This window comes from Streptomyces sp. NPDC097981, from assembly GCF_040302565.1.
Lineage (GTDB): Bacteria > Actinomycetota > Actinomycetes > Streptomycetales > Streptomycetaceae > Streptomyces.
Genome location: NZ_JBEORW010000032.1, coordinates 1 through 15,968 on the forward strand (window position 1 = coordinate 1; position 15,968 = coordinate 15,968).

A 15,968-nucleotide genomic window follows, 5' to 3' on the forward strand; every position below is an offset into this window, starting at 1 on the left:
CGCGTGTACAACGCGGCCAACGCCGCCTGCAGCACCATGAACAGACTGGCCCCCGACCGCCGCGCCAACTCCACCAGCCCCGCATGGAGTCCGGCGTCGATCCCGACGTCCAGCAGGTCGCCCTCGTACGACATGGCAGCCGGACGGGGCCGGTCGACCGGCAGCTGCAACTGGTCGGGGAGCCCGGCCAGCGCCTCGGTCCAGTAGCCGACCTGGCGGGCGAACGCGCTGTCCTCGTCGTGCTCGTCGCCCAGGATCTCGTGCTGCCACAGCGTGTAGTCCCGGTACGTCACCGGCAGCGGCGGCCAGTCGGGCGCCCCGCCGCCCCTGCGGGTGGCGTACGCGGTGGCGAGGTCGCGGGCCAGCGGGCCCATCGACCAGCCGTCACCGGCGATGTGGTGCATCACCACCAGCAGCACGTGCTCCTCCGGCGCCAGCGCGAACAGCTCCGCCCGCAGCGGCACCTCCGACATCAGGTCGAAGGGCCGCCGGGCCGCCTCGCGCAGCAGCCCCGGCACCTCCGCCTCACTGGCCGTGCGGACCGCGAGCGGCACGGCGACCTCGGCGGCGTCCAGCACCCGCTGGCACGGGATGCCGGCGCTGTGCGGGAACACCGTGCGCAGGGTCTCGTGCCGGGCCACCACGTCCGCCAGGGCGGTGCGCAGCGCGGTTTCGTCGAGGTCGCCGGACAGCCGCAGCGCCAGCGGCATGTGGTAGGTGGCGCTCGGTGCCCCGAACTGGTGGAGGAACCAGAGCCGGCGCTGCGCGAAGGACAGCGGCATCGGCTCACGGCGCGGCCCGGGGACCAGGGCCTTGCGGGCTGTCGCGGCGTCGTGCAGCCCGGCCGCGAGCCCGCCCGGCGTCGGCGTCCGGAACAGGCTGCGCAGCTCCAGCTCGGCACCGAGGGTCGCGCGGACCCGGGACACCAGCCGTGTGGCGAGCAGCGAGTGCCCGCCCAGGTCGAAGAAGTCGTCCTCGACCCCGACCTGCGGCACGCCCAGCACCTCCGCGAACAGCTCGCACAGGATCTGCTCCTGAGGCGTCCGCGGTGCCCGCCCCGCCCCCGTGCCCGCGTACCCGGGTACGGGCAGCGCCGCACGGTCCAGCTTCCCGTTCGGCGTCAGCGGCAACGCCTCCAGCAGCACGAAGGCGGCCGGGACCAGGTAGTCGGGCACCCGTTCGCCCAGGTACGCCGCCAACTCCGCCGCGGTGGCGGGGTCCTGGGCCGGGGGCACCACGTACGCGACGATCCGGGTGTCGCCCGGCCGGTCCTCCCGGGCGAGCACGGCGACCTGGGCGACGCCCGGGTGCGCGGCCAGCTCCGCCTCGATCTCGCCCGGCTCGATCCTGAAACCGCGGATCTTCACCTGGTGGTCCACCCGGCCCGCGAACTCCAGCTCTCCCCCAGCCTCCGGCCGGGGGGACCCCCAGGCGCGCCAGCGGGCCAGGTCGCCGGTGCGGTACATCCGCGAGCCCGGCGGGCCGTACGGGTCGGCGACGAACCGTCCGGCGGTGAGCCCGGGCCGGTTCAGGTAGCCGCGGGCCAGCGTCACCCCGGCCAGATACAGCTCGCCCGTCACACCGGGGGCGACCGGACGCAGGCCCGAATTCAGCACGTACGCCCTGCTGTTGGCGATCGGGCGGCCGATCGGCACCGGCAGCGGGCAGTCGGCGGGGTCGGCGGGCAGCTGGTAGGCGGTGACGACATGGGTCTCGGCGGGACCGTAGTGGTTGTGCAGCACCCGGCCCGGCCGACGGCTCTGGAGGCGGCGTACGGCACCGCCGAGGCGCATCGCCTCGCCGGCCTGCGCGACCAGCCGCAGGCTCGGCAGGTCCCGTCCGGCCTCTTCGGCGGCCTCGGCCACCGCCTCGATCACCAGGTTGGGCGCGAACAGCTCCTCGACCCGGTGCCGGTCCAGCCAGTGCGCGAACAGCTCGGCACTGCGGCGCTGCTCCTCGGTGGGGACCACCAGGGTCTTGCCGAACAGGAGGGCGGACAGGATCTCCTGCACGGAGACGTCGAAACTGATCGCGGTGAACTGCGCGGTGCGCGTGCCGCTCTCGCCGCCGACGGCCTCGTGGTGCCACCGCAGCAGGTTCAGCAGCCCGGCGGCGGGCATCACCACGGCCTTGGGCCGGCCGGTGGAGCCGGAGGTGTAGATGACGTAGGCGGGGTGCCGCGGGTCGTGCGCGCTCACCGGGTCGCTCGCCGGGTGCTCTCCCGTCACGTCGACGGCGGCCGGGTCGTCGAGGACCACGGTCGGCCTCGCGTCGTCGAGCATGTACGCCACGCGGGCAGCCGGGTAGTCCGGGTCGATCGGCAGGTATCCGGCACCGGTCTTGAGCACCGCCACGATGGCGACCGCCAGTTCCGGGGAGCGTGGCAGGCGCACGGCGACGATCTGCTCGGGGCCCGCCCCTTGCGCGATCAGCGCGTGGGCGAGCCGGTTGGCGCGGGCGTTGAGCTCGCGGTACGTCAGCACACTGTCCTCGAACACCACCGCCGAGGCCTCCGGGGTGGCCCGGACCTGGGCCTCGAACAGGGCCGACAGGCCGGGCTCGGGGGCCGGGCGCGCGGTGTCGTTGCGCGTGATCAGCAGCTCGTGCCGCTCCTCGGTGGTGAGGATGTCGATCCGGCTCAGCGGCCGGTCCGGCTCGGCGGCCACCGCCGCGAGCAGCCGCAGCCAGCGGGCGACGAGCGACTCCACCGTGGCGCGGTCGAACAGGTCGGTGGCGTACTCGACCCGTCCGACGATGCCCTCGGCCGGCCCGCCGGTGCCGCCGCGCTCCAGCAGGTGGAACGCGAGGTCGAACATCGCCGTGGGCGTGTTCACCAGCACGATCCCGGCATCGAGGCCCGGCAGTTCGAACGCGGACCGGGGTACGTTCTGCAGCCCGAGCAGGACCTGGAAAAGAGGCTGGCGAGCGAGCGACCGAGCCGGGTTGAGAGCCTCGACCACGTGCTCGAAAGGCAGTTCCTGGTGGGCGTACGCGGCGAGCGCCGTCTCCCGGACCCGGGCCAGCAGCTCGGCGAACGACGGGTCGCCCGACGTGTCGGTCCGCAGCACCAGGGTGTTGACGAAGAAGCCGACGAGCTCGTCCAGGGCCTGGTCGGTCCGGCCGGCGATCAGGCTGCCGACCGGGATGTCCGTTCCCGCGCCCAGCTTGTCCAGCAGCGACGCCAGCGCGGCCTGGAGCACCATGTACATGCTGGCGCCGTGCTCCCGGCCCAGTCGGAGCAGTGCGTCGTGCAGCTCCGCGTCCAGCTCGACCGCCAGGTGCCCGCCCGCGTAGGACGCGGTCGCCGGGCGGGGCCGGTCGGCGGGCAGCCGGATCTGTTCGGGCAGGTCGGCCAGCTGGTCGGTCCAGTAGGCCACCTGACGGGTGAACAGGCTGTCGGGGTCGCTGCGGTCCCCGAGCAGCCGGTCGTGCCACAGGGTGTAGTCGGCGTACTGCGCGGGCAGCGGCGCCCGCTGCGGCTCCTCGCCGCGGCAACGCGCCGCGTAGGCGGCGGCCAGGTCCGCGGACAGCGGGCCGAGCGACCAGCCGTCACCGGCGATGTGGTGCAGCACCAGCAGCAGCACGTACTCGTCCGCCGACAGTTCGAACACCTCGCCGCGCAGCGGCGGTTCGGACGCGAGGTCGAATCCGCGGGCGGCGGACGCCACCAGCAGCTCCCGCAGGTGTGCCTCGTCGGTCCGGGTGGACGGCAGCTCCGGCCGGGCCGTGCCGGCGTCCAGTACCTGCTGGTACGGCACGCCGTCCACCGCGGGGAAGACCGTGCGCAGGCTCTCGTGCCGGTCGACGACGTCCCCGAGCGCTGCTTCCAGGGCCTCCCGGTCGAGTGGCCCCGACAGCCGCCAGGCCAGCGGGATGTTGTAGATCGGTGCGGCGCCCTCCAGCTGGTGCAGGAACCACAGCCGCCGCTGGGCGAACGACAGCGGCACGCGGTCGGGGCGCTCGGCGCGGCTCAGCGCTGGGCGGGCCCGGCCGGCCCCTCCCAGCGCGGCGGCCAGCCCGCCCACCGTCGGCGTCGCGAACAGGGTGCGCAGCTCCAGCTCCACGCCCAGGGTCGCACGGACCCGGGCCGCCAGCCGGGTGGCGAGCAGCGAGTGCCCGCCCAGGTCGAAGAAGTCGTCGTCCGCGCCGACCTGCGGGAGGGCCAGAACCTCGGCGAACAGCTCGGCGAGGACCTGCTCCTGGGGGGTGCGCGGCGCCCGGCCGGTCCGTGATCCGGTGAACTCCGGCTCTGGCAGAGCGCGCCGGTCCAACTTGCCGTGGACGGTCAGCGGCAGGACGTCCAGGAGGACGAACGCGGCCGGCAGCATGTAGTCGGGCAGCTGTTCGCGCAGGTGGGCGCGCAGCTCGTCCGGCTGGGGCTCCGCGCCGGCGGCGGGCACCAGGTAGGCGACCAGGCGCGTGTCGTCCGCCCGGTCCTGCCGGGCAATCACGGCGACCTGGCGGACGTGCGGGTGCTCGGCCAGGGCCGCCTCGACCTCGCCGAGCTCGATCCGGAAGCCGCGCACCTTCACCTGCTCGTCAGCGCGGCCGGCGAACTCCAGCTCGCCGTCGGCGCGGCGGCGCACCAGGTCGCCCGTGCGGTACATCCGTTCCCCTGCCGGGCCGTACGGGCAGGCCGTGAACCGCCCGGCGGTGAGACCCGGCCGGCCGAGGTAGCCCCGCGCCAGGCCGGTACTACCCGCGAGGTACAGCTCCCCGACCACGCCCGGCGGAACCGGCTGGAGCCGCCGGTCCAGCACGTAGACGCGGAACCCGGCGATCGCGCGGCCGATCGGCGGCACACCCGAGCCCGGCGACAGCGGCTCGCTCATGGTGGCGCACACCGTGGTCTCGGTCGGACCGTAGCCGTTGAACATGCGCCGCCCCGGCGCCCACCGCGCCACCAGCTCCGGCGTACACGCCTCGCCCCCCACCATGAGGGTGGGAACCGTCACGTCCTGCGGCGCCAGCGCCGCCAGCACGGACGGCGGCACCAGCGCGTGGGTGAGCGCGAGGCCCGGGTCGGCCAGCGCGGCGACCGGCTCGGTCGCGGGTGCCAGCACCAGCGTCGCCCCGGCCAGCAGGGTCGGGAAGATCTCCGACACCGAGATGTCGAAGCTGAGCGAGCCGAGCTGGAGCACCCTGCTGCCGGCCGCGATGCCGAGCCGCTCCCTCTGCGCGGTCACCAGAGCCGGTACGCCCGCGTGGCTCACCACGACGCCTTTGGGGCGGCCGGTCGAACCCGAGGTGTAGATCACGTACGCCGGATGCCGGACATCCACCACAACCGCCGGATCGGTGTCCGGCCGGTCGCCCACCTCCGCCACCATCGACGGATCGTCGATCACCACCGTAGGACGGGCGTCCTCCAGCATGAACGCGATCCGCGCCGCCGGATACCCCGGATCAACCGGCAGATACGCCGCCCCCGCCTTCAACACCGCCAGCACCGCCACCACCGACTCCACCGACCGCGGCAGAGCCACCCCCACGACCCGCTCCGGCCCCACCCCCTGCGCGATCAGCGCATGCGCCAGCCGATTCGCCCACGCATCCAGCCGGCCGTACGTCAACTCCCTGTCGCCGCAGACCAGCGCGACAGCCTCCGGCCGCTCCTCGGCCACGGCCCGCAGCAGGGCGGGCAGGATCGCGCCCGGCGCCGGGCGTGCCGCACCGTCGGCGGCGGGCAGCAGTTCCCGCCGTTCCTCGGCGGAGAGCAGGTCGATGCGGCTGAGCGACCGCAGCGGGTCGGCGGCGGCCGCGGTCAGCAGCCGCACCCAGCGCGCGATCATCGTCTCGACGGTCGCCGGGTCGTACAGGTCGCTCGCGTACTGGACGCACACGTCGATCCCCTGGGGGGAGCCGTCCTCCGCGTGCCGCTCGGACAGCGAGAAGACCAGGTCGAGCTTGGACGTGGTCGTGGCCAGCTCCACCTCGCCGACCCGCAGGCCGGGCGGGGCGAATTCGGCCCGGGAGTTGTTCTGCAGCACCAGCATGACCTGGAACAGCGGGTGGCGGGAGAGCGAACGCACCGGGTTGAGGGTCTCGACCAGGTACTCGAAGGGCAGGTCCTGGTGCGCGTACGCGCCCAGCGCCGTCTCCCGGACCCGGCCCAGCAACTCGGCGAACGACGGGTCGCCCGAGGCGTCCGTGCGGAACACGAGGGTGTTGACGAAGTACCCGACCAGCTCGTCCAGCGCCTGGTCGCTCCGGCCGGCGGTCAGGCTGCCGACGGGGACGTCGTCGCCCGCGCCGAGCTTGCTCAGGAGCGCCGCCAGCCCGGCCTGGAGCACCATGAAAAGGCTGGCCCCGCCGGTTCGGGCGAGGTCACGCAGGCCGCGGTGCAGCTCCGCGTCCAGCCCGGCCCGCACGAATCCGCCCCGGTGCGAGGCGACCGCAGGGCGGGGCCGGTCGGCGGGCAGCCGGAGCTGCTCCGGCAGGTCGGCCAGCCGGCGGGTCCAGTAGGCCGCCTGACGGGCGAACGGGCTCTCCCCGTCGGTGGCCTCACCGAGCAGCTCGTGCTGCCACAGGGTGTAGTCGGCGTACTGGACCGCCAGTGCCTGCCGCCGCGGCTCCTCACCGCGGCAGCGGGCCGCGTACGCGGCGGCCAGGTCGGCGGACAGCGGGCCGAGGGACCAGCCGTCACCGGCGATGTGGTGCACCACCAGCAGGAGCACGTGCTCGTCCGCGGACAGCTCGAACAGCGCGGCATGCAGCGGCAGTTCGGTCGCCAGGTCGAAGCGGCGGGTCAGCGCCGGCGCCAGCACGCCCGGTAGCTCGGCCTCCGTGGTCCGGCGCACGGTCAGCGCCGGGCGGGCCGCCACGGCGTCCAGCACCTGCTGGTGCGGCACGCCGTCCACCACCGGGAACACGGTGCGCAGGCTCTCGTGCCGGGCCACCACGTCCGCCAGGGCGTCGTGCAGCGCCTGCCGGTCGAGCGGGCCGGTGAGCCGCCATGCCAGCGGGATGTTGTAGTTCCCGCTGGCACCCTCCAGCTGGTGCAGGAACCACAGCCTCCGCTGCGCGAACGACAGCGGAATCCGCTCCGGCCGCCGATAGGGCGCCAGGGCCGCCTGCGCCGGCCCGGCCCCCGCCAGTGCGGCGGCCAGGCCGGCCGGCGTCGGCGTCTCGAACAGAGTGCGCAGCTCCAGCTCCACCCCGAGCGTCGATCGGACCCGGGCGGCCAGCCGGGTCGCCAGCAGCGAGTGCCCGCCCAGGTCGAAGAAGTTCTCCTCGACGCCTGCCCCGGCCACCCCGAGGACCTCGGCGAACAGCTCGCACAGGATCTGCTCCTGCGGCGTGCGCGGCGCCCGGCCGGTACCCGCCACGGCGAGGTCCGGTGCGGGCAGAGCCCCGCGGTCCAGCTTGCCGTTGACGGTCAGCGGCAGCATGTCCAGCGCCACGAACGCCGAGGGCACCATGTGGGCGGGCAGCCGGTCGGCCAGGTACGCGCGCAGGTCGGCCGAGCGCGGCGCGCGCCCCGGGGACGGCACCAGGTACGCGACCAGCCTGGTGTCGTCGGCCCGGTCCTGCCGGGCCAGGACGGCGGCCTGGGCAACGCCCGGGTGCGAGGCGAGCGCCGCCTCGATCTCACCCGGTTCGATCCGGAAGCCGCGCACCTTCACCTGGTCGTCCGCGCGGCCGACGTAGCGCAGGCTGCTGTCTGCGTGTCGGCGCACGACATCGCCGCTGCGGTACATCCGCGACCCGGCCGGCCCGAACGGGTCGGCGACGAAGCGGCCGGCGGTCAGACCCGGCCGGTCGAGGTAGCCGCGCGCCAGGCCGGCGCCCGCGACGTAGAGCTCGCCCGCGACACCCGGAGCCACCGGCCGCAGGCCGGCGTCCAGCACGTACACGCGCAGGCCGGCGATGGCCGCACCGATCGCGCCGGCGGCACCGGCCGCGCCCTCCGCGGCATCGGACCGGTCCAGAGCCGCGTGGGTGACGTGGACCGTGGTCTCGGTGATGCCGTACATGTTGACCAGGCGCGGCGCGTCGTCGGGGTGCCGCTCGTACCAGCCGGCGAGCCGGGCGGTCTCCAGTGCCTCGCCGCCGAAGACCACGGTGCGCAGGGCGAGCGAGCGCCCGGTCTCCGGCGCCTCCTCGTCCGCCTGCATCAGCTGGTGGAACGCGGACGGTGTCTGGTTCAGCACCGTCACGCCCTCCCGGACCAGCAGCTCCAGGAACAGGTGGGGGGAGCGGCTGGTCGCGTAGTCCACGACGACCAGCCGCCCGCCGTACAGCAGCGGGCCCCACAGCTCCCACACCGAGAAGTCGAAGGCGTAGGAGTGGAACAGCGTCCAGACGTCGTCGGCGGAGAAGTCGAACAGCGCCCGGGTCGCGCCGAACAGCCGCACCACGTTCCGGTGCGGCACCACGACGCCCTTGGGCCGGCCGGTCGAGCCGGAGGTGTAGATGACGTAGGCCGGGCACCGCGGGTCGACGGGGACACCCGGGTCGCCGTCCGGGCAGGCGGCCACCAGCGCGGCGGTCGCCGGGTCGTCCAGCAGCAGCCGGTCCACCGGGTCGGCGCCGGGCAGTTCGCCCACCCCGCCCGTGGTCAACAGGAGTGCCGGCCGCGCGTCCTGGAGCAGGTGTGCGATCCGGGCCGCCGGGTAGTGCGGGTCCACCGGGACGTAGGCGGCGCCTGCCTTGAGCACCGCCAGGACGGCCACCACCAGCTCGGCCGAGCGCGGCAGCGCCAGCGCCACCAGCTGCTCCGGCCCGACACCCCGGGCGATCAGGGCGTGCGCGAGACGGTTGGCCCGGGCGTTCAGCCCGCCGTACGTCAGTGCGGCCTCGCCGCTCACCACTGCGACCGCGTCCGGGTTCGCCCGCACCTGCCGCTCGAAGAGCGCGGTAAGGCTGCTCTCCGGGATCTCCGCGCACCGGTCATGGCCGGTCGGCAGCAGCTCCCGGAGCTCCTCGGCGGACAGCACGTCCACCGCGGCGACCCGCCGGCCGGGGTCGGTGACCACGGCCCGCAGCAGCCGGAGCCACCGCTCGACGATCGCCGCCGCAGAGGCCTCGTCGAACAGGTCGGTGCTGTACTCCAGCACGCCCGACAGCCCGTCCGTGCCGGGCTGTTCGGCCAGGATGAAGGTCAGGTCGCACTTGGCCGTCCCGGTGTGGACGTGCTCGGTCGCCACCTGGAGCCCCGCCAGGTCGAACGCGCCCGCCGGCGCGTTCTGCAGCGTGAGCATGGTCTGGAACAGCGGGTGGTGCGCCAGCGATCGGGCCGGGTTCAGCGCCTCCACCAGGTGCTCGAACGGCAGGTCCTGATGGGCGTACGCGGCCAGCGCCGTCTCCCGGACCCGGCCCAGCAGCTCGGTGAACGAAGGGTCGCCCGACAGGTCGGTCCGCAGCACCAGGGTGTTGACGAAAAAGCCGACCAGGTCGTCCACGGCCTCGTCGGTGCGTCCGGCGACCGGGGTGCCTACGGGTACGTCGGTGCCGCCGCCGAGCTTGCCCAGCAGGGCGGCCAGGGAGGCCTGGAGCACCATGAAGAGGCTGGCGCCGCCGTCGCGGGCGAGGCTCCGCAGGCCCTGGAGCAGCCCCTCGTCGACGTGCACCGGCACCTGCGCGCCGCGGTGCGACATCACCGCCGGGCGGGGCCGGTCCCACGGCAACTCGATGTGGTCGGGCAGTCCCGCCAACTGCTCGGACCAGTAGGCGAGCTGACTGCTCAGCAGACTGTCCGGGTCCGACGCCCCGCCGAGCAGCTCCTGCTGCCAGAGTGTGTAGTCGGCGTACTGGAGCGGCAGCGGCGCCCACTGCGGCTCCGCCCCCGCACAGCGGGCCGCGTACGCGGTGGTCAGGTCGCGCGAGAGCGGGCCCGTCGACCAGCCGTCACCGGCGATGTGGTGCACCACCAGCAGCAGCGCGTGCTCGTCCGCTCCCAGGGCGAACAGTTCGGCGCGCAGCGGCGGTTCCTCCGCGAGGTCGAAGCCGTAGCGGGCAGCCTCGGCCAGCCGGCCCGCCAGCTCGTCCCGGGTGAGCTCGGTCACCCGCAGCGCGGGCCGCGCGGTCCGCGCGTCCAGCACCCGCTGGCACGGCACGCCGCCGACCACCGGGAACACCGTACGCAGGCTCTCGTGCCGCTCGGCGACGTCCGCCAGGGCGCCCTCCAGCGCCTGCCGGTCGAGCTCTCCCGACAGCCGAAGCACCAGCGGCACGTTGTACGTGGCGCTCGGCCCCTCCATCCGGTGCAGGAACCACAGCCGCCGCTGCGCGGAGGACAGCGGCACCGCCTCGGGCCGCTCGCGCCGGACGAGCGCCGGACGCGCCCGGCCGGCGCCGTCCACCGCCGCCGCCAGACCCGCCACCGTCGGCGCGTCGAACAGGTCGCGGAGGGTCAGCTCCACACCGAGGACGGACCGGGCCCGGGCGACCAGCCGGGTGGCCAGCAGGGAGTGCCCGCCGAGGTCGAAGAAGCTGTCGTCCGGCCCGGCCCCGGTCACCCCGAGTACCTCGGCGAACAGCTCGCACAGGATCTGTTCCTGCGGTGTCCGCGGGGCGCGGCCGGTGCCGGTCGGGGCGAGGCCGGGCACAGGCAGGGCACGCCGGTCCAACTTGCCGTTCGGGGTCAGCGGCAGCGCGTCCAGGGTCACGTACGCGGCCGGCACCATCTGCTCCGGCAGCCGTTCCCGCAGATGGCCGCGGAGCGCTGAGCCGGTCGGTGCGGCGCCGGGCGCCGGCACCACGTAGGCGACCAGGCGGGCGTCCGCTTCGGTGCGCACCACCACGGCGGCCTGCGCGACCTCCGGGTGCTCGGCGAGCACCGCCTCGACCTCGCCGGGTTCGACCCGGAAGCCCCGGATCTTGACCTGGTCGTCGGTGCGTCCGAGGAACTCCAGGTTCCCGTCCGAGCCCCACCGCACCAGGTCGCCGGTGCGGTACATGCGTGATCCGGCCGGCCCGAACGGGTCGGCCACGAATCGCCCGGCGGTCAGACCCGGCCGGTTCAGGTAGCCGCGCGCCAGCCCCGCGCCCGCGACGTACAGTTCGCCCGGCGCCCCGGCGGGCGCCGGCCGCAGTGCGCCGTCGAGCACGGCCAGCCGGGCGCCCGCGACCGGCCGGCCGATGACCGGCCGCGGGCTCGACCCGAGCGGCGCAATCACCGAGTTGACGGTGCATTCGGACGGCCCGTAGAGGTTGAGGGCGCGCACCCCGCCGGCCGCCCGCAGCTGGTCCCACAGCTGTTCCGGGGCGGCCTCGCCACCGGCCGCGACCACCGTCGGGCGCTGCAGCGGGTCGCTCAACAGGCCGCAACCGAGGAGGACTTGGAGGTATGAGGGGGTGGCGCCGACGTAGTCGAGCCGACAGCGCCTGGCGTAGTCGACGAAGGCGTCAGGGTCGGTCCAGGTCGCGTGGTCCAGGACGTGGAGCTCGTGGCCCGCGAAGAGGGCGAAGAGCTGGTCCCACGCGGCGTCGAAGGACACCGACGTGGTCAGTGCCACCCGCATCCGATGCCCGGGCGGCACCTGGAACAGCAGCGGCCGCTGGTTGGCGAACAGGTTACGCAGGCCGCCGTAGGTCGTCACCACGCCCTTGGGCCGTCCGGTGGAGCCGGAGGTGTAGACGATCTGCGCCGGGTGGCCGGGGTCGACGGCCACCGCCGGGTCCACCGGCGGCCGATCCGCCACCAGTGCGGCCGTCTCCGGGTCGTCGAGCACCAGCCGGTCCGCGGGGCCGGACCCGGGCAGCCGGTCACGAGTATGGGCATCGGTCACCAGCAGCGCCGGCCGGGCGTCGTCGAGCAGGTGGGCGATCCGGGCGGCCGGGTACTCCGGGTCGACCGGGAGCCAGGCGGCCCCGGCCTTCAGCACCGCGAGGATCGCCACCACCAGGTCGGCCGACCGGGGCAGGGCCAGCGCCACCGGCCGCTCCGGGCCCGCACCCCGGTCGATCAGGGTGTGGGCGAGCCGGTTCGCCCGCGCGTCCAGCTCCGCGTACGTCAGGGCGAGGTCCCCGCACACCAGCGCGACCGCGTCCGGCGTCGCACCGGCCTGCGCCGCGAACAGCTCGGGCAGGTGAGCGGCGGGGACGTCGGCCACCGGTCCGGTGCCCGCGGCCAGCAGCTCCCGCTGCTCGTCCGCGGTGAGCAGGCCGATCCGGCCGACCGGCTCCTGCGGGTCGCAGTCCGCGACGGCCTCCAGCAGCGCGAGCAGGTGCCGGTGGTGGGCGGCGAGGTCGTCGTCGCCGAAGGTCTCGGGCGAGCCGTGGAGCTTGATCTTCAGGTCGCCGCCGCCCCGGTGCCCCAGCGCCCAGACGGCCAGCCCGGTGGTCGCCCCGGTGTCCAGGTGGTGCACCGTGGCGGGCTGCCCGGCGAAGGCCGGCGGGGCGGCGAAGGCCATGATGTTGACGATGAGCGGGAACGCCGAGCCGATGATGCCGGGCAGGCCGAGGTCGCGGAGCAGGTCCTCGCTGCGGTAGCGCTGGTGCGCGAGGGCGGCGCCGACCTCCCGGGCCACTTGGGCGACGAGGTCGCGCCACCGCAGGTCCGGCCGCACCGACAGGCGCAGGAGCACCACGTTCGACACCGCGCCCGGCGTCGACATCAGGGCGGGGTCGGCCGGTTCGCGCCCGGTGACGGGAAGACCGATGACGACGTCCCGGTCCCCGGTCAGGCGGTGCGCGTAGAGCGCGATCGCGGCGATCAGCACGCGGGACCAGCGGACTCCGGCCCCCTCGGCCGCTGCTCGCAACGCGTCCGGGCGGAACACCGCCGACTCCGCGGACGATCGGAGGGCGCTGCCCGGGTCGCCGAGCGCCCGGCCCGGGAGCCGGGTCGGGGCCGGCCGCTCGGCAAAGCGCTCCGTCCAGTACGACCGGTCCTCGGTGAACCGGACCGAGGACCGGTAGTCGGCGTCGCTTGCGACCAGGTCGCCCAGTGAACGGAACGCGGACTGCGGCACCGGGCGGCCCTCGGCGAGCGCCGTGTACGTCTGCGCGACCCGCTGCCGGATGAGGGCGTAGCCGAACCCGTCCATCACCAGGTGGTGGTAGTTCTGGTACCAGAGGTGGTGCGTCGGTGAGAGCGTGATCAGCGCGTGGCTGAACAGCGGGTCGCGGGCGAGGTCCAGCGGGCGCACCCGGTCCCTGGTCATCCACTCCAGAGCCGCTGCACGCGGTGCGGGTTCCGTGCTGAGGTCGAGCCGGACCGGTTCCCAGCCATGCGCAGTGCGGACCGCCTGGCGCGGCCCCTCCCCGTCCTCGACGAAGCCGACGTGCAGCGCGTCGGTCTCGTCGACCACCCGGCGCAGCGCGGTCGCGAACAGCTCCGGGTCGACCGGCCCGTGGATCTCCAGGTACTCGCCGATGCGGTAGATCGGCAGAACCGTCCGCGAGTGCTGTTCGGCGAGCCAGATCTCGCGCTGAGCCGCCGTCAGGGGAAGGGCGTCGCCGTCGCGACGGGACATGAAGGTACCTCCGGGAGTGTGGGCACGCGGGGGCGCGGGGGCGCGCGGGGGCGCGCCGACCGCGGGGTGGTCACGCGGTCGGCGGGCGGGTGGTGTTCCTGTTCGCGGTCAGGCGGCGGGGACGCCTGCCTGGAGCTGCCAGAGGGATGCGTAGAGTCCGTGCTGGGCGAGCAGGTCGTCGTGGGTGCCCTGCTCGGCCACGACGCCTCCCTGGTCCATGACGTAGATCCGGTCGGCATGGCGGACCGTGGACAGCCGGTGAGCGATGATGATCATGGTCCGGTCGGCGGCGAAGCCGCGCAGCGCGCGCTGGATGGCGGCTTCGGTCTCGTTGTCCACGGCGGAGGTGGCCTCGTCGAGGATCACGACCGGTGAGTTCCTGAGGATCGCCCGTGCCAGGGCGATCCGCTGCCGCTGGCCTCCCGAGAGCGCGGCACCGCGTTCGCCGATCACCGTGTCGTAGCCGTCCGGCAGCGCAGCGATGAAGGTGTGCGCCTCAGCCACCGCCGCGGCCTCGGCCACGGCGTCGTCCGGGGCCGCGAAGGTGCCGTAACGGATGTTCTCGGCGATGGTGCCGTCGAAGAGGAACGGGTCCTGCGAGACGAAACCGATCGCGTGGCGGAGGTCGCTGCGGGAGAAGTCCCGCACGTCCCGGCCGTCGAGCAGCACGCCGCCGGACTCCGTGTCCTGGAAGCGCGTCAGGAGCCTTGCGATCGTCGTCTTGCCGGAGCCGGTGGCGCCGACGAGTGCGGTGACCCGCCCGGCGGGGATCGTCAGCGAAAGGTTGTCCAGCACCGGCGGCCGGTCGGGGTAGGCGAAGGTCACCTCGTCGAGCACGATCTCCCCGCGCACCTTCTCGACGTCGAGCGGGTCGCCGGTGCCGTTGGTCTCCACGGGGAGGGCGCGCAGCCGCTCGACCCGGTCGTAGGCGGCCAGCGTCCGCTGGTACTGGTCGACGATGCCGCCGAGCCGGTTCATCCGCAGCAGCACCATCTGGGGCAGCCCGATCAGCGGGCTGAACACCTCGAACGGCAGGGCGCCGGTCAGCACCGAGCGTCCGCCGAGCAGCAGGGTGCCCGCCATCGAGGTGGTCGTGCAGACCCGTACGACCTCCGCGTGCCCGATCGCGCTCAGGTCGGTCTGACGGCTGCTCTCCTGCGCCGCCGCGCCGAGCCGGTCGATGCGCTCCGCCTCGTACTCCTCGGTGCAGAAGCTCTTGACGGTGGCGCTCGCCTGGAGGGTGTTGACGAGCTGGCTGTGCAGCCGGGCCCGGTCCTCGCCGGAGACGGCGTAGTCGGCCGAGGCCTTGTCCTGGTAGCGGAACGACAGCCAGGCGATGACCGGGATGGGCAGGAACGCGATCCAGGCGATCTGCGGCGCCAGCAGCAGGAACGCCGGCACCAGGACGAGCAGGCTGGTGCCCAGTTGCAGCAGGTCGTTCGCGGAGGTGGTGAAGAAGGCGCCCAGCTGGCCGACGTCCTCCGTCAGCGCGCCGGCGACCCTGGTCGTGCGCTCGCCCTCCAGGTACCGCAGTTCCAGGTGCTGCACGTGCGCGTACGTCCGATTGCGCCAGTCGTGCTGGATGTCCTGGCCGAGTCTGCGCCACTGGAGGTTCGAGGTGTACGAGAGGCCGGCAGTGGCGGCACAGGCCGCGGCCACCAGCCCTGCCAAGCCCCAGAGTTGGGCGGACGCGGTGGTCAGCCCGAGCCGGGCCAGCGGCGCGGCCCGGCCCTTGATGAGCACCAGCGCGCTCCAGCCGAGGAGCGTGGCGAGCGCCATCTCCGAGACCTGGCAGACGACCGACAGCGCTGATGCGCGGTAGAGCCGTCGGCGGTGCGGGCCGACGATCTCCACCAGGGGGTGGCGGGCGGCCTCCGGCCCGGCCGGCTCCCGGGCTTCGCCGACCGTGCTGCGCCAGGCCCGCCGGACGACCACCGTGGTCGCCGTCGCCACGGCCCCCAGGGCCATCAGGCTCTTGTTGAACCCCGGGCGACGGACGAGCGCCAGTCCGGCCACCGCACCGCCGGCGATGGCGAGCGCGGGGCCGACGCCGAGGCGGTCCGCACGCGGCGCGGTCGTCTCGGACGTGGTCGCCGACGCCGGCCGACCGGTTCCGGCGAGCACACGGGTCCCCCCGCTCGCGCCGCTGGGCGCGAGCACGGCGACGGCCCGGCGCAGCAGACCGCAGATGTCGCCTGCGCGGACGCCCGCGTCGTGACGGATGAGCACCCCACCGGTGACCGGGTTCGCCTGCGCCTCCGTGATGCCGGGAATCCGCCGGAGGGCCGCCGCGAGCACTTCGGCGGCTTGCGGCCGTCCGCGGACCAGTCTGACGTCCCAGCGCTGCCGGCCCGGAATGACCGAGCGTGGACGCACGTCCATATCCATGGAACCGTACCCGGCTTCGGCACCCAACAGAGCTGGCATGTGTACGATCACCTGTTACGTGAGGTCGCAATATCGCGCCCGTGGGCGCGGCGGAATGCTGCGACGGATCCGAAATTCTGAACCTGAAGATGTCGGGTGGCGATATTCCGGGCGCCGCTG

At 74.3% G+C, this 15,968-nt stretch carries 2 protein-coding genes; both read right to left on the bottom strand.

The window, feature by feature from the left end; genetic code table 11:
• On the bottom strand, positions 1–13,421 hold a 13,421-nt coding region (locus ABTY04_RS27300; protein ID WP_352216042.1), incomplete at its 3' end, for a non-ribosomal peptide synthetase.
• Positions 13,422–13,529: 108 nt separating this feature from the next.
• Positions 13,530–15,803 (bottom strand): ATP-binding cassette domain-containing protein, encoded by a 2,274-nt coding sequence (locus ABTY04_RS27305; RefSeq protein WP_502996729.1) that lies wholly within the window; start codon positions 15,801–15,803, stop codon positions 13,530–13,532.
• Positions 15,804–15,968: the final 165 nt, after the last annotated feature.